This is a genomic window from Caballeronia sp. LZ008, from assembly GCF_031451435.1.
GTDB lineage: Bacteria > Pseudomonadota > Gammaproteobacteria > Burkholderiales > Burkholderiaceae > Caballeronia > Caballeronia zhejiangensis.
The window spans coordinates 1,017,356-1,035,409 of record NZ_JARUXK010000004.1 but is presented as its reverse complement, the minus strand read 5'-3'; the positions used below and the strand labels follow the sequence as shown (position 1 = coordinate 1,035,409).

General features: G+C 62.4%; 16 protein-coding genes. 8 read left to right on the top strand and 8 right to left on the bottom strand.

The genetic code is table 11. The features are described from left to right. Positions 1-162: 162 nt before the first annotated feature. The 3 genes from ggt to QCE49_RS29765 form a co-directional block, all read right to left on the bottom strand. A complete protein-coding gene (gene ggt / locus QCE49_RS29775) occupies positions 163-1,830 on the bottom strand; it encodes a gamma-glutamyltransferase (protein ID WP_409017615.1) in 1,668 nt (555 codons plus the stop codon). A gap of 134 nt (positions 1,831-1,964) precedes the next feature. Beyond that, entirely contained in the window at positions 1,965-2,726 is a 762-nt protein-coding gene (locus tag QCE49_RS29770; protein ID WP_008353174.1) for an SDR family NAD(P)-dependent oxidoreductase, read from the bottom strand. A gap of 92 nt (positions 2,727-2,818) precedes the next feature. Next, entirely contained in the window at positions 2,819-3,748 is a 930-nt protein-coding gene (locus QCE49_RS29765) for a LysR substrate-binding domain-containing protein (RefSeq protein ID WP_008353175.1), read from the bottom strand. A gap of 439 nt (positions 3,749-4,187) precedes the next feature. On the opposite strand from QCE49_RS29765, the gene QCE49_RS29760 reads away from it, so the two are divergent. From QCE49_RS29760 to QCE49_RS29725, 8 genes are all read left to right on the top strand, one after another. After that, the gene (locus QCE49_RS29760; RefSeq protein WP_008353176.1) at positions 4,188-5,825 is read left to right on the top strand and encodes a peptide ABC transporter substrate-binding protein; all 1,638 of its coding nucleotides are present in this window, start codon (positions 4,188-4,190) and stop codon (positions 5,823-5,825) included. Between the two features lie 16 nt (positions 5,826-5,841). Further along, entirely contained in the window at positions 5,842-6,762 is a 921-nt protein-coding gene (gene oppB, locus QCE49_RS29755) for an oligopeptide ABC transporter permease OppB (protein ID WP_008353177.1), read from the top strand. An 11-nt stretch (positions 6,763-6,773) separates the two neighbouring features. Beyond that, entirely contained in the window at positions 6,774-7,664 is an 891-nt protein-coding gene (locus tag QCE49_RS29750) for an ABC transporter permease subunit (RefSeq protein ID WP_372492481.1), read from the top strand. Positions 7,665-7,667: 3 nt separating this feature from the next. Next, a complete protein-coding gene (locus QCE49_RS29745) occupies positions 7,668-8,654 on the top strand; it encodes an ABC transporter ATP-binding protein (RefSeq protein ID WP_175979411.1) in 987 nt (328 codons plus the stop codon). After that, positions 8,647-9,630 carry a murein tripeptide/oligopeptide ABC transporter ATP binding protein OppF gene (gene oppF, locus QCE49_RS29740; RefSeq protein WP_250456812.1) on the top strand — a complete coding sequence of 328 codons (984 nt, stop codon included), beginning with the start codon at positions 8,647-8,649 and terminating at the stop codon, positions 9,628-9,630. Before QCE49_RS29745 ends, oppF begins: the two co-directional genes overlap by 8 nt. 171 nt (positions 9,631-9,801) lie before the next feature. Next, positions 9,802-11,244, top strand: coding sequence for an OprD family outer membrane porin (locus QCE49_RS29735; protein ID WP_008353181.1), 1,443 nt, complete (start codon positions 9,802-9,804; stop codon positions 11,242-11,244). Between the two features lie 347 nt (positions 11,245-11,591). Then, positions 11,592-12,908, top strand: coding sequence for an oxalate/formate MFS antiporter (oxlT, locus tag QCE49_RS29730; RefSeq protein WP_008353183.1), 1,317 nt, complete (start codon positions 11,592-11,594; stop codon positions 12,906-12,908). Between the two features lie 201 nt (positions 12,909-13,109). Continuing rightward, positions 13,110-14,192 (top strand): acyltransferase, encoded by a 1,083-nt coding sequence (locus QCE49_RS29725; RefSeq protein ID WP_250456811.1) that lies wholly within the window; start codon positions 13,110-13,112, stop codon positions 14,190-14,192. 49 nt (positions 14,193-14,241) lie between these two features. Here the strand turns inward: QCE49_RS29725 and QCE49_RS29720 are convergent, their stop codons facing one another. From QCE49_RS29720 to hmpA, 5 genes are all read right to left on the bottom strand, one after another. After that, positions 14,242-14,385 (bottom strand): hypothetical protein, encoded by a 144-nt coding sequence (locus tag QCE49_RS29720; RefSeq protein WP_167561851.1) that lies wholly within the window; start codon positions 14,383-14,385, stop codon positions 14,242-14,244. 83 nt (positions 14,386-14,468) lie between these two features. Beyond that, positions 14,469-15,698: an NnrS family protein gene (locus QCE49_RS29715; RefSeq protein ID WP_250456810.1), complete on the bottom strand. Its 1,230-nt coding sequence runs from the start codon at positions 15,696-15,698 to the stop codon at positions 14,469-14,471. Between the two features lie 7 nt (positions 15,699-15,705). Continuing rightward, positions 15,706-16,116: a cupin domain-containing protein gene (locus QCE49_RS29710; protein ID WP_008353191.1), complete on the bottom strand. Its 411-nt coding sequence runs from the start codon at positions 16,114-16,116 to the stop codon at positions 15,706-15,708. A gap of 10 nt (positions 16,117-16,126) precedes the next feature. Next, positions 16,127-16,564, bottom strand: coding sequence for a carboxymuconolactone decarboxylase family protein (locus QCE49_RS29705; protein WP_008353193.1), 438 nt, complete (start codon positions 16,562-16,564; stop codon positions 16,127-16,129). A gap of 193 nt (positions 16,565-16,757) precedes the next feature. Beyond that, positions 16,758-17,939, bottom strand: coding sequence for an NO-inducible flavohemoprotein (hmpA, locus tag QCE49_RS29700; protein WP_008353194.1), 1,182 nt, complete (start codon positions 17,937-17,939; stop codon positions 16,758-16,760). Between the last annotated feature and the right edge of the window lie 115 nt (positions 17,940-18,054).

The window sequence follows — 18,054 nt, the reverse complement described above, 5'->3', positions numbered from 1 at the left end:
GGGTCCAATCCCATGAAAAACATGCCGCTCATGCCGAGCGGCTTATATGCCGCGAATCCCGCGCGGGACGGGGCTCCCGCATGAGCGAAAAAAGGCCGGACTAGGGGAAACGCCTAGTCCGGACCGGGCCGCTATTTTACTCGTTCGACGTTGTAAGGCGCGTTACTGGATGACGCGCGACACGCCGCGTCCGCGCGGATCGGACATCGGTTCGGGCTTGTCGCCGTCGATGCGGATCGCCTGAATGTCGCCATTGAAGTTCTGCATCGTGAACTTGTAGCCCTTGTCTTCGAGCTGCTTGACGACGCTCGCGTCGAGCTGATGGAACGGCTCCTGATAGATCGTGTCCGGCGGCAGCAACTGATGATGGAATCGCGTCGCGCCGACGGCTTCCGCCAGCGGCATGTCGAAGTCGTACACGTTCGTGATGACCTGGAAAATCGACGTGAAAATGCGCGAGCCGCCCGGCGTGCCGATCACCATCGCGACCTTGTCGTCCTTCGTGAGGATGGTCGGCGTCATCGACGAAAGCGGACGCTTTTTCGGCGCGATGGCGTTCGCATCGCTGCCGACGACGCCGAACATGTTCGGCACGCCCGGCTTCGACGCGAAGTCGTCCATTTCGTCGTTGAGCACGACGCCCGTGCCTTCCGCGATCACGCCCGAGCCGAAATACCCGTTGATCGTGTACGTGTTCGACACCGCGTTGCCCCATTTGTCGACGACCGAAAAGTGCGTCGTTTCCGCCTTCTCGGACATCGACGTGCCGAGTCCCGGCTGCACGCTCTTCGTGTCCGAAGGCTTGTCGGGATTGACTTCCTGCGCACGCTTCAGGATGTAGTCGTCGTTGGTGAGCTGCGCGACCGGCACCTTGTAGAAGTCCGGATCGCCGAGATATTGCGCGCGGTCCGCGAACACGCGCTTCTCGATTTCGGCCACGAGATGGATGTACTGCGCGGAATCGAGCGGCACGTCCTGGAACTTGTCCTTGAGGTCGGCCTTCATCTTGAGCAACTGCACGAGGCCGACGCCGCCGGAGCTCGGCGGCGGCGCGGTGATCACGCGATAGCCGTTCCAGCTCGCCGTGATCGGCTGACGCCACACCGCCTTGTAGTCCTTCAGGTCGCGCGTCGTGATGAGGCCGTGGCCTTCCATCGACTTGGCGATCAGCTCGGCGGTTTCGCCTTCGTAGAAGCCTTTCGCGCCTTTATCGGAGATGCGCTGCAAGGTCTTGGCGAGATCCGGCTGCTTGAACACCTGACCGGCCTTCATGCCGCCGAAGTACAGATCGAAGTTGGTCTTGCCGGCGAACTCCTTCGATGCGTTGTCGCGTCGCGAAACGAGCTGATCGTCGACTTCGAAGCCGTCCTGCGCGTACTTGATGGCCGGCGCGAGCACCTGTTTCCACTTCAACTTGCCGAAGCGCTTCTGCGCTTCCCACATGCCCTGGACCGTGCCCGGCACGCCCACCGCGCGATGCCCGATGAGGCTCATGCCCTTGATGACCTCGCCCTTGTCGTCGAGATACATGTTGCGCGTGGCCGAAAGCGGCGCGCGCTCGCGATAGTCGAGGAAGTACGGACGATGATCGACGTAGAGCGTCATGAAGCCACCGCCGCCGATATTGCCCGCTTCCGGATACGTCACGGCGAGCGTGAAGGCGATCGCGACGGCCGCATCGACCGCATTGCCGCCCAGCTTGAAGATTTGTTCCGCGGTGTCGGCGGCGTATTTGTCGGCGACCGCGACAGCCGACGCGGTCAGCACCGCCGGCTGATTGTCGGTGGTTTTTGCGTAAGCCGGCGCCGTCTCGACGAATCCCGCCGTCATGAGCGCCGACGCGACGATGGCGCCGAGTGCGACCGAGCGGATGCGAAGTTCCTTTTTCAAAAGCATCTCCTGCGTTCTCCTTTATTGCATGCGACGAAAGACCAGCGCTTTATATACCACGAGCCGCGCGACGCTCAGGGCATCAACTGGCCGCCGTTCACGTCGATGATCTGGCCCGTCACATAGCGCGACATCGCTTCCGACGCGAGATAGAGGAACGCGCCGCTGCAATCGTCCGGCTCGCCGATGAAGCCCATGGGAATTGCCTTGCGGAAGGATTCGAGTTGTTCCGGCGATGTGAAGCGCTCCTGAAACGGCGTCTGGATCACGCCGGGCGCGACCGCATTCACGCGGATGCGATCCGGCATCAGTTCCTTCGCCATGCCCTTGGTGATGGTGCTGACGAAGCCCTTCGACGCCGCGTAGAGGAGCGCGCCCGGCCCGCCGCCGTTGCGCGCCGCCACCGATGTCACGTTGATGATCGAGCCGCCGCCGCCCGAGCGCAGCGACGGCAGCGCCGCGCGCGTGAACGCGACGACCGAGCGCGCGTTGATGTGCATGATCTCGTCGAAGAGCTCGTCGCTCGCGGACGCGATCGGCTCGCGTTTCACGAGACTGCCCGCGTTATTGATGAGCACGTCGATCTTGCCGAAGGTATCGGCGACTTGCGCGACGGCGGCATCGATGGCTTTTGAATCGCGCACATCCGCGCCGACGGTGATCGCCGTGACGCCGAGCGCGCGCACGTCCTTCGCGACTTCCTCGGCCTTGTCTTTCGAGCTGTTGTAGTGCACCGCGACATTCGCGCCGTATTGCGCGAACGCCCGCGCCGCCGCCGCGCCTATGCCGGTGCTCGCGCCGGTGATGAGAATCGACTTGCCTTTCAGATCGTGCATGTGTGCTCCGTATGGATGAGGGTTTGAAGCGGGCGCAACAGACGAGAGTATGAAACGGAAAACCGATCGGCGGCCGAGTGGCGCGCGGCGCGTCAGTCCTCCGCGAGAGGCGCTTCTTCGGCGGCCTCGAACGAATAGTGCTCGACCACGCGCTTCACCGAACTTCGGAACGATGCGACGAGATCGGAGCGGATGCCGCTGCTCGGATACGACAGCACGTATTCATATTCGATGTCGGTCTCGAACGGCCGCACGACCACGCCGTGCGCGCGCCAGACCTTGGCCGCGAACGGCTCGACGATCGAAATGCCGAGCCCGCCCGCCACCATCGCGTAACGCGTGTGCGCCGTGTCGGTGAAAACGGTGTAACGCGGCCGGTCTTCCGTCGATGAAATCAGCGATTGCTCCGCCTCGTACGGCTGGCGCGCGTTCGGCAGCCAGCCGATGAGCTTTTCGCCGCGCAAGTCGGAAGGGCGCACGATCTTCTTCTTCGCGAGCTTGTGCGTCGTGGGCATCGCGCACGACGCGCGCGCCTTGAGCAGCGTCTCCACCTCGATGCCCGCGACCGCCGGAAACGCCAGGCTCAACGCGACATCGGCCTTGTGGTTCTGCAGGTTCACCAGCACTTCCGGCACTTTCACCGAATCGACCTTGATCGGCACGCCGGGATGACGTTCGGTGAAATCGGCGAGTACGGGCGGCAAAAGCGTGGTCGCGAGCACGGGCATGCATGCGACCGTGAGGCTGTCTGAAGCTTCCTCGCGAATCATTGCGGCGACCTGCTTCAAGCGCTCCAGGCCGAGGAAGTTCTCCTCGACGGACTTGTAGAAGCGCAGGCCGGCGGTCGTCGGATTGAGACGGCCGCCGATGCGCGAGAACAGGCTGAAGCCGAGATCGGCTTCGAGATCGGCGATCAGGCGGCTGATTGCGGGCTGCGTCACATGGAGTTTTTTTGCTGCGCCGACACTGGTGCCGGTCATGATGAGGCTGCGAAATGCCTCGATCTGGCGGAAACGGATCATCTTTCGGACGGCTCTGAAGCGGCGGTTATACGGCGACGCAATCTTATAGGAAACAAACACTTGCTGCCTTAACCCTGTTCAGCTAACCGAAGCCCGAAAGTGCGTTAAACCAACAAATTGAACGACTATTCGAAAAATTTAGTGACTATAAGCACATGTGAGTGGCATCCGTCTTATTGATACGAAATACTCGCCGCCAGCCTGAAGCACGAATGAAAGCGTCTACGTAAGAAATATCCGCCAGACGCGCGGTTTTCAACGAGTTATCGGCATTGGCGCGCCGACAGAAGATAGAAAGCAATACGTTAGATTCTCCGGGCTTGAAGCTGCTTTGTTTATCCCAACGGCGATAAACGATCCGCTACACGAAGGACTGCCAAATTCCGAAAGCCCGGCGAAAGGCAACAATCGATAAACGAGACAGGAAAGAGGATTCCCCATGACGTTTTTTGCCGTTCCCCACGCATCGATCCAACGCACGAAACTCGCCGCCGCCGCGGCGCTGCTCGCGTTCTCCGCGCTGAACGCGTCGGCCGCCATCGTGCCGCCGGGTGTTGCGCTCGCCGCGAAGCAGGAACTCGTGCGCAACAACGGCTCGGAGGTCGAGACGCTCGATCCGGCGCTGGTCGAAACCGTGGTGGCGGCCAACGTCTCGCGCGACCTGTTCGAGAGCCTGACCGCGACGAATTCGGACGGCACGGTCGTGCCCGGTGTCGCGGAAAAATGGGAACAGAAGGACGCGACGACCTGGATTTTCCATCTGCGCAAGAACGCCCGCTGGTCCAATGGCGACGCCGTCACCGCAAACGATTTCGTGTACGGCTGCCAGCGCTTCCTCGACCCGAAAACGGCGTCGTCGTATGCGAGCGTGTACGGCCCGTTCCTGCTGAACGGCGCGGATATCGCCGCGGGCAAGAAGCCGGCGAGCGCGCTCGGGGTGCGCGCCATCGACGCGAGCACCGTCGAAATCAAGACCGCCGGACCCGTGCCGTTCCTGCCGGAACTGATGTCGAATCCGAACCTCGGGCCGGTGCATCGCGCGACGATCGAGAAATTCGGCAAGGAATGGACGAAGCCGGGCAACATCGTCAGCAACGGCGCGTTCCAGTTGAAGGACTGGCAGGTCAACAGCAAGCTCGTGCTGACGAAGAACGCGAACTACTGGGACAAGGCGAACGTTCAACTGACGCAAGTCACGTATCTGCCGGTCGAAGACGAGAACACCGACGTCAAGCTGTTCCAGTCCGGCGAGAACGACATGACGTATCAGCTTCCGACCGGCACCTATGCGAAGTACAGCCAGCAGTTCCCGAAGGACATCCGCAACTCGCTGATTCTCGGCACGCGCTACTACAGCTTCAACAATCGCGATCCGCTGCTGAAGGACGTGCGCGTGCGCAAGGCGCTCTCGATGGTCATCGACCGCGACCTGCTCGCGCAACGCGTGACCGCCGATGGTCAGACGCCGCTTTACGGCCTGCTGCCGAAGGGCGTGAGCGGCGCCGACGTGTCGAACTACGAATGGGCGACGTGGCCGATGGCCAAGCGGGTCGAGGAAGCCAAGAAGCTGCTCGAACAGGCGGGCGTGAAGCCCGGGACGAAGCTGCGATTCGCGATGAACACGAGCGATTACAACAAGAAGATGGCGATCTTCGTCGCATCGGAATGGAAGTCGAAGCTCGGCCTCACGATGGACATCGAATCGATGGAGTTCAAGGTGCTGTTGAAGAAGCGCCATGAAGGCGACTATCAGATCGCACGCAACGGCTGGGTCGCCGATTACAACGACGCGACGACCTTCCTCACGCTCGTGCAATGCAAGTCGGAGCAGAACGACAATTTCAGCTGCAACCCGAAGGCCGACGCGCTCATCAAGGAAGCCGGCGAAACCACGGATCAAGCCAAGCGCACGCAGTTGCAGACGCAGGCCGCGAAGATCGTAATGGACGACTATCCGATGCTGCCGCTCCTGCAATACGGCCTGCCGCGCCTCGTGAAGAGCTACGTCGGCGGATACTCGCTGAAGAATCCGATGGATCATTACGGCAGCAAGGATCTCTACATCGTCAAGCACTGACGGCAAGGAGCCTTTCATGTGGTCCTATACCTTGCGGCGCGTGTTGCTCACGCTGCCGACGCTGCTGATCGTCGTGACGATCTGCTATCTGCTCCTGCACGCAACGCCGGGCGGTCCGTTCGATGGCGAGCGCAAGATTCCGGCGGAAGTGCTCGCGAATCTGCAGGCGAAGTATCACCTCGACGAGCCGCTGTGGAAGCAGTATGTGTTCTATCTTCGAGACCTTCTGCACGGCGATCTCGGTGCGTCGTTCCGTTATGCCGACTGGAGCGTGAACGATCTCGTGCTTCGTGCGCTGCCGGTGTCGCTGACGATCGGCGGCGTGTCGATGCTGCTTGCCATCGTGATCGGCGTCGCGCTCGGCATCGCCGCGGCACTGCGCCGCAATAGCATCGCGGACTATGTGCTGATGCTCGCCAGCAACGCGGGCAATGCGTTCCCGTCGTTCGTGCTCGGGCCGGTGTTGATCCTCGTCTTCGCGATCCTGCTCAAGTGGCTGCCCGCGGGCGGCTGGAACGACTTCCAGTTGCGCTATATGGCGCTGCCCGTCGCGCTGCTCGTGATGATCAACGTCGCCACGGTCGGCCGCGTGACGCGCGCGAGTCTGATCGAAGTGCTGAACACGAACTACATCCGCACCGCGCGCGCGAAAGGCTTGCCGATGCGCACCATCGTGCTGCGCCATGCGCTGAAGCCGACGCTCATTCCTGTCGTCTCGGTGATCGGCCCGCTCGCGATCTCGTCGATCACGGCGGCGGTCGTCACGGAATCGGTGTTCTCGCTGCCGGGCATCGGCAAGCTGATCGTGAACGGCGCGGCCAATCGCGATTACACGCTCGTGCTCGGACTCGTCGTGCTCGTCACGGTGGTGGCCGTGCTGCTCAACCTGCTGGTCGATCTCGCGTATGCGTGGCTCGATCCGAAGATTCGTTACTGAAAGGGCGCGCGATGAAATCTGCTTCTCTTGCACCGATGCTCGAAAGGGCGGTCGCCGGCCGCAGCCCGTGGCAGGACGCGCGCGCGCGTTTCCTGCGCAACAAGGCGGCGGTCGTGAGTCTCGTGCTGCTCGTGCTGATCACGCTCGCGTGCATCGTCGGACCGTGGTTGTTGCCGAACGAATTCGATTCGACCGACTGGAACGCGACGAGCGTCGCGCCGACGCTCGCCAACTGGCATCTGTTCGGCACCGACGACACTGGCCGCGATCTGCTCGTGCGCTGCCTGATCGGCGGGCGCGTGTCCCTGATGATCGGCGCACTCGCCACGCTCACGTCGGTGACGCTCGGCATCCTGTGGGGCGCGGTCGCGGGCTTCGTCGGCGGACGCGTCGATAACGCGATGATGCGTATCGTCGACATGATGTACGCGATTCCGTATCTGCTCATCGCGATTCTGATGGTGACGCTGCTCGGCCGCGAGTTCTATCTCGTCGTCATCACCATCACGATCTTTTCGTGGATGGACATGGCGCGCGTCGTGCGCGGCCAGACGCTGTCGATCCGCTCCAAGGAATATGTCGAAGCGGCGCGCGCGATCGGCGTGCCGACGCGGCGCATCATCGCGCGGCATGTGGTGCCGAATCTGCTCGGCATCGTCGCGATCTATACGACTGTCACCGTGCCTGCCGTCATCCTCACGGAATCCGTGCTGTCGTTCCTCGGCCTCGGCGTGCAGGAACCGATGACGAGCTGGGGCGTGCTGATTCAAGACGGCGTCGGCGTGATGGAGTCGTCGCCGTGGATTCTGCTGTTCCCGGCGGCGCTGCTCTCGATCACGCTTTACTGCATCAACTTTGTCGGCGACGGGCTGCGCGACGCGCTCGATCCGAAGGACAGGTGAGCCATGCCGCTACTCGAAGTCAACGATCTGCAAGTCGAATTCAGGACGCACGACGCCGCCGTGCGCGCCGTCAACGGCGTGAATTTCACGCTGGAAGAGGGCGAGACGCTCGGCATCGTCGGCGAGTCGGGCTCGGGCAAGAGCCAGAGCGTGCTCGCGATGCTGGGCCTGCTCGCATCGAATGGGCGCGCGAGCGGACGCGCGATGTATCGCGGCGAGAATCTCATCGGCATGACGAATCGCGCGATGAACCGCATCCGCGGCAATCGCCTGTCGATGATCTTCCAGGATCCGATGAGCTCGCTCAATCCGTATCTCACGATCGAGCGGCAGATGACCGAAGTGCTCGAACTGCACAAGAACGTCACGCGCCGCGAAGCGAAGAAGCGCGCAATCTCGATGCTCGAAGCCGTGCGCATTCCCGAGGCCGCGCATCGCATCGGGCAGTATCCGCACGAGTTGTCGGGCGGCATGCGTCAGCGGGTGATGATCGCAATGGCGTTGCTGTGCGAGCCCGAAGTGCTGTTCGCCGACGAGCCGACCACCGCACTCGACGTCACCGTGCAAGCGCAGATTCTGCAATTGTTGCGCAATCTCCAGCATGACTTCGGCACGTCGATCGTATTGATCACGCACGATCTCGGCGTCGTCGCCGGCTTGTGCGAAAAAGTCATGGTGATGTACGGCGGGCGTGTGATGGAGCAGTGCGATGCGAACACGTTGTTCGCGCAGCCTTCGCATCCGTACACGGTCGGCCTATTGCGCGCGTTGCCGCGTCTCGATCACGACGGCGGCGAGCTGACCGGCATCCCCGGCAATCCGCCGAACATGGCCCATCCGCCGGCGGGCTGTCCGTTCCACGAACGATGCGCCGATGCAAGCGATGAATGCGCCGTCGATGCGCCCGCGCTCAAGGCGATCGGACCGGGCTGGCTGCGGGCCTGTCATCGTCCGGTTCATCTGATCAAGAAGGAAGCGAGCCATGTCTGACGCGCCGATTCTCTCCGTGCGCGACATGCGCGTGCATTTTCAGGTGAAGCCGAAGAACCGTCTGCCGTGGGCGGCGCGCCGCACGCTAAAGGCCGTCGACGGCGTGAGCTTCGATCTCAAGGCGGGCGAGACGCTCGGCGTCGTCGGCGAATCGGGTTGCGGCAAGTCCACGTTGTCGCGCGCGATCCTCAATCTCATTCCCGCGACGAGCGGCGACATCGTGTGGATGGGCGCGCGCTTGTCGGGCGCTTCGACGCGTGAATGGCATCGCGTGCGCGGCGACGTGCAGATGATCTTTCAGGACCCGCTCGCATCGCTCGATCCGCGTATGACGATCGGGCAGATCATCGCGGAGCCGCTCGTCGAGCATCGGCCGGGCATGAACACGCGCGAAGTCGAAGAACGCGTGCGCGCGATGATGGCCAAGGTCGGTCTGCGCGAGCAGATGATCAACCGCTATCCGCACGAGTTTTCGGGCGGGCAGTGTCAGCGCATTGGCATTGCGCGGGCGCTGATCGTCGAGCCGAAGCTCGTCATCTGCGATGAACCGGTGTCCGCGCTCGATGTATCGATTCAGGCGCAGATCGTCAATCTGCTGAAGTCGCTGCAAAAAGAGATGAAGCTCGCGCTTATCTTCATCGCGCACGATCTGGCCGTGGTGCGGCACATCTCCGATCGCGTGATGGTGATGTATCTCGGCCGCGTGATGGAGCTCGCGGAGAAGCACGCGCTCTATGACACGCCGCGTCATCCGTATACGCGGGCGTTGCTGTCGGCGGTACCGGTACCCGATCCGGCCGTCGAGCGCGCAAAGACCGTGCAGATTCTGTCGGGCGACATTCCGAGCCCGATCGATCCGCCTTCGGGCTGCGTGTTTCATACGCGCTGTCCGATGGCCGACGCGCGTTGCGCACGCGAAGTACCGGTGTTGCGCGCGCTTGGTGAGAGTTCGTCGGCCGCCTGTCTGTATGCGTGATGGCCCCGGCGTAAAGGGACACTTTCTCTTTTACTAGCGCGTCCCTGAACGGACCGTTCGTGCCGATCCTTCGCGATCGACGGGTACGGTTCACTTCATCAGGTAATTCGGAATCCTTTCTAGTTGTTCATTTCATGTTGTTTGCGGGTCGAGTCAGTGGAGATACTTTTCATGAAAAAACAAAAAACGTCAGCGGCATTGTCCATTTTGCTTTTCGGCGCTTATATCGCCGCAGCCGTTCCGGCACATGCGCAACAGGCGCCGACGCAGGCCGCGCAGGCGCAGCAGCCATCCGCCGACGATGATCTGCTCACGCGTCAAAAGGCGCTGGCACCGGATTCGCCGCCCAACACGGAAGCCGATGCGCCCGTCAGCAATCAGGCGAAATCGAAGGGATTCATCGAGGATTCGCACTTGAATCTGTTGATGCGGTCCTTCACAGAGCATGACGAATTCAAGGGCGCAGGCAAGAAGGACGCGTGGGTCCTCGGTGCGCAGGCCGTGTTCGAGTCGGGCTATACGAAAGGGCTGATCGGCGTGGGTGCGGACGTGTCGCTCTTCGGTGCGTTCAAGCTGAACGGCGGGCAGGGCGCGGGCAATCGCGTGCACGTTTCCTCGAGCGGCGACCCGAGCGGCGCGAACCAGCTCGCGTGGGCGTATCCGGGCGTGTGGGACGTGAAGGCGCGCGTGTCGAACACGGTGCTTAAATACGGTCAGCAACTCTTCGATAACCCGTTCCTCGTGCCGCACGACAACCGCGCGTTGCCGCCGACGTATCGCGGCTTCTCGCTTGCCAGCGACGAGATCAAGAACCTGACGCTCAAGGCCGGCACGGTCGATGGCGTGATCGCGCGCGGCATGACGACCGTCACCGGCCTCACGACGGAATACGGCGGCACGCACGTCTCGCAGTTCACGTACTTCGGCGGCGACTGGACACACGGTGACGATACGGCCGTCTCGCTCTACGGCAGCGTCGCGAACAACGTATGGCAGCAGTACTACCTGACGGCGACGCAGAGCATCGGCGATCCGAAGAGCATCCGCTGGACGGGTTCGTTGAACTACTACTACACCGGCGCGATCGGCGACAAGCGTCAAGGGTCGATCAACAATAACGCGTATTCGCTCGCGCTCGCCGGCACGCACGGCGCGCATACGGTGCAGTTCGCGTTCCAGCAGATCGTGAGCGATCAGACGTTCGACTACATGGGGCAATCTGCGGGCGATTATCTGTCGAACTCGCTCGATGTCGACTACAACCAGCCGCATGAAAAATCGGTGAGCCTGTCGTATTCGCTCAACCTCAAGGAATACGGCCTGCCCGGCGCGAAGTTCGCGTTGTGGGGTGCTTACGGCTGGGGCGCGGATGGCAGCGCGATGGCTAACGGCGACAGCGCTCAGGCGGCTAACTATCTGGTGAACGGCAAGCCGATCAGCGGTACGCACTACGAAATCGGCGTGATCCCGAGCTACACGATTCCCGACGGCAAGTTCAAGAACACGTCGATCAAGTTCTACTACATGCATCACCACAGCAATAGCGCGTACTATCCGGACGGCACGAGCGACGTCTACCGGCTGATGGTCAATGTCCCCGTGAACGTGTTCTGAAAACGCCTAAAAACACCGCAGCGTAAACCCTACAAAAATACCCGTTTACATTACGTTTAACTTTCATTTATAAAGAGAGGGCGTGCTGCGGATTGCCATGTCTCGCCCACGCTCATCGCCCGGCAGGTCTCCCTCTGCCGGGCTTTTTTTCGTCTGTACGATCCGCGCCCACTGCAGCTTTCATGCGCTTACACCGTTTCATCCTCTAAGTGAAAACCCCGCCATTTCTTTCGCTTGACTTACTTGATATATCACATACTGTGTATATGCGCGCAGCATGAATGGGCGTCGCGGGAGGCGTCGTTCGACGTCCGCATACACAAGGCATATTTGCCAAGGAGACAGGCATGGGAATGAACCAGATGGGCCGCGATGACAAGGCGTCGCGCCTCGCGTCGCCGTGGGTGCAGTTGGTTTTCGGCGTGATTTGCATGGCGATGATCGCGAACATGCAGTACGGCTGGACGCTCTTCGTCAATCCGATCGACGAGAAGTACCACTGGGGCCGCGCGGCCATTCAGGTGGCGTTTACGATCTTCGTCGTGACGGAGACATGGCTCGTGCCTATCGAGGGTTATCTCGTCGACAAGTACGGTCCAAGGCCGGTGGTGGTCGGTGGCGGGCTGCTATGCGCGATCGCGTGGGCGATCAACTCGGTGGCGTCGTCGCTGCCGCTTCTGTACTTCGCCGCGGCGGTCGGTGGCGTGGGTGCGGGCGCGGTGTACGGCACGTGCGTCGGCAACGCGCTCAAGTGGTTCCCGACGCGGCGCGGACTTGCTGCGGGCATCACGGCGGCAGGCTTCGGGATGGGTTCCGCCGCGACCGTCGTGCCGATCGCGCACATGATCAAATCGAGCGGCTATGAAGCGACGTTCCTGTGGTTCGGTCTCGGCCAGGGCCTCGTGGTCTTCCTGCTCGGCATGGCGCTCTATGCGCCGCCCGCGCAGTTGCTCGCGACGGTGAAGAGCACGGTCAAGGCCGCGGTCTACAACGCGAGTCCGAAGCAGGTGCTGCAGTCGCCGATCTTCTGGGTCATGTATCTGATGTTCGTGATGATGGCCGCCGGCGGCCTGATGGCGACCGCGCAGCTCGGTCCGATCGCGAAGGACTTCGGCTTGCACGATTCGCCCGTGTCGATACTCGGCTTGACCTTGCCCGCGCTGACCTTCGCGCTCACGATCGACCGCGTGCTCAACGGTCTGACGCGGCCGTTCTTCGGTTGGGTCTCGGATCGCATCGGACGTGAAAACACGATGTTCGTCGCGTTCGCGATCGAGGCGGTGGGCATCGTCGCGTTGTCGAAGTACGGGCATAGCCCGATCGCGTTTGTCGTGCTGACGGGCATCGTGTTCTTCGCGTGGGGCGAAATCTACAGTCTCTTCCCGGCGACGTGCGGCGATACCTTCGGTCCGAAGTTCGCGGCGACGAACGCGGGCCTGCTGTACACGGCGAAGGGCACGGCGGCGTTGCTGGTGCCGTTCTCGAGCGTCATCACGACGATGACCGGCAGCTGGCACGCCGTGTTCATGCTTGCGGCGGGGATGGCGGCGATATCGGCGCTGCTCGCGCTTTTCGTGCTGAAGCCGATGCGCAATGCACATTCGCAGACCCAGCAAAGTCTCATGCAACAAGGGCTAACCAAAACGAACCAGATATCTTCCTGAAATTAGCCTGGTTTTCACTGTCGTCCGCGAACGTCCTTGTGCCGGTTCGTGGCCGAGCAGTGCTCGTGTGAAGGTCCTCTCCGCGCGTCTTCGGCTGAAGCCGCGCGGAGAAGGGAGCGGGTCAAACGGGCCGCCGCTTCGGCAACTTATTAATTTGTGTCACACCGCGTTACAATTCCGCCTTCCACATAGGCGGCATTCATGAGAACGCTGGGACAAGCTTTTAATAAGAACGGCCGAGAGGACAGTAATAATTTCCTGCTGTTGCGTCTTATCGCCGCTTCGCTCGTTGTCTATGGGCATTCGTTCGCGCTTGCCGCCACGACCAACGGTCTCAGAGATTTCACGACGTCGATCCTGCATTACCGATATTCGGGCGATCTCGGTCTGCATATCTTTTTCGTCATCAGCGGATTTCTCATCACGTTCAGCTTCGATCGTCGGCACAGCGTGAAAGACTTCGTCATCTCGCGCGCCCTGCGTCTGTTCCCGGCGCTGGTCGTTTGCATGGCGCTGCTCGCCTTCGTGCTCGGACCGTCGTTGACGACGCTTTCGCGCGGAATCTACTTCGAGTCACCCGAGACGTACGGCTTTGTCTGGCGCAACGCCTCTCTGTATGAGTATGCCGAGCGCTTGCCCGGCGTCTTCGCGGACAATCACGCGCGGAACGCCGTGAACGGAACGCTGTGGAGCATCTGGGTCGAGGTCCGGCTTTACGTCCTGGTACTGGTGTTCGGCGCGCTCGGCGCGCTTCGCAGTCGATGGGTCGCTAACCTCTGCATCGCCGCCCTGGTCGCGATCGGACTCTTCGCGCCGACGTACATGCCGTTCATCACGGGCGATCCGTCCAACCTTCGCGTTGCCGTGTTTTTCGCCGCTGGTGTCTTTCTCTACGTCAACCGGGATTTCATCCCGCTGAACCGCCAGGGTCTCTTCGCGCTGCTGCTTGCGGCGGTGCTTTCCTACCGTCAGCCGGCGTTCGAGATTGCCTGCGGCGCGGTGATTGCCTATGGCGTGTTCATGATCGCCTTCGCGCCAAAGCTCAATCTCGGACCCATCGAAGACTATTCGTACGGGATCTATCTCTATGGCTGGCCGATTCAGCAGGTCGTGAATCACTTCTATCCGGACGGCTCCGCGCTACAGATGATGCTGATCGCGCTGCCCGGTTCCTGGCTCGCGGGCGCGCTCTCTTGGTATTTGATCGAGAAGCAGGCGCTCGGATTGAAGGCGAGGTATTCGGGCGCCAAAAAGGCGAAGGCCGCGGGCGGCGTTGCGCTGTGATGACGATGATCCTTGCGACCCGGCTTGTCGCCCGCCTCGCGCCATCGAATCAGAACCGCGTGCCGACGCTGCAGCCGCCGAAGCCGCCGCCGTTGGTGGCAAAGCCGCTGCATCCGAAGAGGCCGCAGCCGGAAAGGGCGAGCAAAGCGGCGATGAGCGTCGCCGCGGCGCAAAGAGAACGAAGGTGCTTCATGGCGGGATCGGAATCGGAATCGGGAAAGCCGGACGCGATTCTCGCGGAACCCTCGCTTCCCGATGTCAAAATCCGTCGCCGTCTCAACCTGGCTTGCCATCCGCGCGCGGCTTGAAGAGCGGCGCGGCATAAGCGGCGACGTAGAGCCCGAACGCAAGAACCCAGCACGACCCAGCCGCAAAGACCCACGTCGAATGCCACGAAGGCGCGACGAGCGGCCCGAGCACGCGCAGTGCGCCCGCTGACATCACGAGCGCGTAGCACGCGACATCGCGCGTGTCCGCGACGAGCGGCCGTCCGGTATGCCCGCGCGCGGTGCGCGTGATCATCGCGATGATCGCGCCGCCGATCGCGCCAGCCGCGAACGCATGCATCGCGAGACTGTGCGGCACGCGTGTCCATCCGAGCGCCGACAGCGCGAGCAGTGCGAAGCCGAGCGGCAGCCACGCATAAGCGAGATGCAGGATCGCGAGAATCGGCCGGCCGCGCACCGCGTACGAGCGCCAGCCGATCATCCGCGCGAGATGCACGCCGCAGGCCAGCAAGGCGATCGGCGCGACGATCGCGCCATCGAGCGCGAAGGCGTCCGCGACAAACGCCGCGATCGTGAGCGGCGCGGCCATCAACTCGACGAAGCGCCAGCGCCGTGCGATGAAACCGGGCATTGCATTGGCGGTGAACATCGGGATCACGCGTCCGCCGATCACGCCGACGAGCAACACGACGATGCCCGCCGACGCACACACCGCGCGCATCGCGAGATCGGGGCGCGCGTCGATCGCGAACGCGTGGAACGCGGCGTTCAGCGCGCCGAACGCGAACACAACGACCGCGATGAAGTAGTTGCGCCGGTTGCCCGCCTCGACGAGCACCCGCAGCAGCAGAATCGCGGCGACCGGCAGGAACGCGCTATCGACGATCGCCGCCGGCAGCGCCGGGCCGCTCCACACGAGCACGCGCCCGGCGAGCCACAGCAGCACGAGCGATGCGAGTGTCGCGCCCTTGGCCGTGTCGCGTCCCGTCCACGCGCGCACGGCCGTCAGCAGAAAGCCGGCGACGATCGCCGCCGCGAACCCGAACACCATCTCGTGCGCGTGCCAAGCGACCGGATCCGCGCGCAGCAGATAGCCGCCGAAGAGCGGCACGCCCGACAGCACCAGTAGCCACACCGTCACCGAGAGCGCGCCGAACGCCGCGCCGCACAGATAGAACGGCCTGAAGCCGAGGTCGAACAGCGCGGAACGCGGCCGATGCTCCGGCGAACGCTTCTGCGGCGTCGCGATGAAAACGGTGTCGGGTTCTGCGATCTTCATGTTGTCCTCAATGCGGGATCGGCTGCTTGACCGGATCGCCATCGCCGACGATCGCGAACACGAGCAGCTTTGCCGGCTTCGTCGCGCTCGCATTCTTCGACACGATGTGATGCGCGCCCGGCGGTTCGTACCACGATTCGCCGGGGCCATACGTCTTCGCGCTTCCGCCTTCGAGCTGCGATGTCACGCGGCCCTCCAGCACGTAAGCGAAGATCGACCCCGGATGCATGTGCGCCTCCGACGACTGTCCCGGCTTGTACGAGACGGTCGCCATCAGCACGTTCTTGCCGGCCACTTCCGGCACGGCCTGCTTGATCATCGGCGTGACGAGTTCCGCGCCCGCCGCGTCGTGCGCGCCGGCGCTCGCTGCACCGATCATCAGCGCGGCCGCCAGCACGAGAATTTCGCGCTTTCTCATGTCGATGCCCTCACGCCGGCAGCTTGCGGAAAGCGATCGCGAAACGGTTCCAGCTATTGATCGCGGAAACGAGCAGCGTCAGGTCGACAATTTCATCGTCGCTGAAATGGGGCTTCACGGCTTCCCACACGGCATCGGGTACGTGGTCTTGCGACACCAGCGTCAACGCCTCGGTCCATTCGAGCGCGGCGCGTTCGCGATCGGTGAAGAACGGCGTCTCGCGCCAGACAACGACCGTCGCCAGCCGCCGATCAGTTTCGCCGCCCTTGCGCGCATCGGTCGTATGCATGTCGACGCAAAACGCGCAGCCGTTGATCTGCGATGCGCGCAGCCGTACCAGTTCGGTCAGCGATTTCTCGAGCGCGGACTTCGCGATGCGCTCCTCGACGCCGACCAGCGCCTTGATTGCTGCGGGATTGGCTTTGTAGAAGTCGAGACGGGGTTCCATTTTGCGTATCCTCTTTGCCTGGGTTCCGAAAGTGCGCCAGATCGGCGCGGCAAGAGCAGATTAGGCGTCTGGCTGGCCTTTTGAAATGGCCGGTTTCTACAAAATCGAGGTAACCACTTGCAAAGGCTGGAACGCGCAAAAAAAACCGCGGCCAAATGCGCCGCGGGTCGAGAGGGCCGCACCACGCACGGAATCAGTCGAGCGCGGCGGCCGGGCCGAAGAACTCGTAGCGGCTCTGCGCTTCGGGCACGCCGAGCGCCTTCAGATGCTTCTTCACCGCCTTCATGAACGCCTTCGGCCCGAGGAAGTAGGCATCGACATCGCGGTTCTTCGGCAGCCACGTATCGAGCAGCGTTTCGTCGACAAAGCCGATGCCGTGCGCTTCGAGATCGCCATCGCGCTTGTGCTCGTAGCAGTAGAAGCGCTTCAGTTGCGGATGGCGCGCCGCCAGTTCCTCGATCGCCGCACGGAACGCGTGCACGCCGCCGTGCCGCGCCGAGTGGATGAAGTGCACCGGGCGTTGCGTTTTGAGCGCGGCTTGCAGCATCGCGAGCGTCGGCGTGATGCCGACCCCGCCGCTGATGAGCACGAGCGGCTTGTCGTTGTGTTCGAGCTTGAAGTCGCCTGCGGGCGGATAGAGATCGAGCACGCTGTTTTCGCCGACGTGTTCATGCAGGAAATTCGACACCTTGCCATTCGCCTCACGCTTCACGCTGATGCGATATTCGCGGCCGTTCGGTGCGGCCGAGAGCGAGTAGTTGCGGCGCAGTTCCTCGCCGTCGATGAACAGGCGCAAGCCGATGTACTGACCCGGATGGAAGTCGAGCAGCGCGCCGCCGTCTTCCGGCACGAGATAAAAGGACGTGATCTCGTCGCTTTCCTTCTCCTTGCGCGCGACGACGAAACGCCGCGTGCCGCGCCAGCCGCCCGGCGCGTTTTCGCGCTCGCTGTAGATGCCTTCCTCGAGTCCGATCAGCAGATCCGCAAGTTGCCCGTAGGCCGCGGCCCACGCCTCGATGACGGCGTCGGTGGCGATTTCCGCGCCGAGCACCTCACGGATCGACGCGAGCAGGCAGCGTCCGACGATCGGATAATGTTCCGGCTGGATGTCCAGCGCGACGTGCTTGTTGATGATCTGGCCGACGAGCCCTCCGAGCTTCTCCAGTTCGTCGATGTGCCGTGCGTACATCAGCACGCCGTTGGCGAGCGCGCGTGGTTGCGCGCCGCTTGCCTGGTGCGCCTGGTTGAACATCGGGCGGACCTCGGGATACTCGCTGAGCATCTTGTTATAGAAGTGCGTGGTGAGGGCTTCGCCGCCGCTTTCCAGAAGGGGAACGGTCGCTTTGACGATGGCACGGTGTTCTGCTGACAGCATTGTTCGTTTCCTCGTGTGATAAAGGCGAAAGCGGGGCGCTTTCGCGTCTGAATTCTTCGGCAGAATCCATACACGATCCGTGCCAGAGTAGAATCGTCGATAAATCAATCGTTTA

Excerpts from the sequence above, each read along its gene's own strand:
- QCE49_RS29710 (WP_008353191.1), bottom strand. The coding sequence starts at position 16,116 with ATGAGAAAGCGCGAAATTCTCGTGCTGGCGGCCGCGCTGATGATCGGT.
- hmpA (WP_008353194.1), bottom strand. The coding sequence starts at position 17,939 with ATGCTGTCAGCAGAACACCGTGCCATCGTCAAAGCGACCGTTCCCCTT.
- oppB (WP_008353177.1), top strand. The coding sequence starts at position 5,842 with ATGTGGTCCTATACCTTGCGGCGCGTGTTGCTCACGCTGCCGACGCTG.
- QCE49_RS29750 (WP_372492481.1), top strand. The coding sequence starts at position 6,774 with ATGAAATCTGCTTCTCTTGCACCGATGCTCGAAAGGGCGGTCGCCGGC.
- QCE49_RS29725 (WP_250456811.1), top strand. The coding sequence starts at position 13,110 with ATGAGAACGCTGGGACAAGCTTTTAATAAGAACGGCCGAGAGGACAGT.
- oxlT (WP_008353183.1), top strand. The coding sequence starts at position 11,592 with ATGGGAATGAACCAGATGGGCCGCGATGACAAGGCGTCGCGCCTCGCG.
- QCE49_RS29760 (WP_008353176.1), top strand. The coding sequence starts at position 4,188 with ATGACGTTTTTTGCCGTTCCCCACGCATCGATCCAACGCACGAAACTC.
- ggt (WP_409017615.1), bottom strand. The coding sequence starts at position 1,830 with ATGACGGCGGGATTCGTCGAGACGGCGCCGGCTTACGCAAAAACCACC.
- QCE49_RS29745 (WP_175979411.1), top strand. The coding sequence starts at position 7,668 with ATGCCGCTACTCGAAGTCAACGATCTGCAAGTCGAATTCAGGACGCAC.
- QCE49_RS29770 (WP_008353174.1), bottom strand. The coding sequence starts at position 2,726 with ATGCACGATCTGAAAGGCAAGTCGATTCTCATCACCGGCGCGAGCACC.
- QCE49_RS29765 (WP_008353175.1), bottom strand. The coding sequence starts at position 3,748 with ATGATCCGTTTCCGCCAGATCGAGGCATTTCGCAGCCTCATCATGACC.
- oppF (WP_250456812.1), top strand. The coding sequence starts at position 8,647 with ATGTCTGACGCGCCGATTCTCTCCGTGCGCGACATGCGCGTGCATTTT.
- QCE49_RS29705 (WP_008353193.1), bottom strand. The coding sequence starts at position 16,564 with ATGGAACCCCGTCTCGACTTCTACAAAGCCAATCCCGCAGCAATCAAG.
- QCE49_RS29715 (WP_250456810.1), bottom strand. The coding sequence starts at position 15,698 with ATGAAGATCGCAGAACCCGACACCGTTTTCATCGCGACGCCGCAGAAG.
- QCE49_RS29735 (WP_008353181.1), top strand. The coding sequence starts at position 9,802 with ATGAAAAAACAAAAAACGTCAGCGGCATTGTCCATTTTGCTTTTCGGC.
- QCE49_RS29720 (WP_167561851.1), bottom strand. The coding sequence starts at position 14,385 with ATGAAGCACCTTCGTTCTCTTTGCGCCGCGGCGACGCTCATCGCCGCT.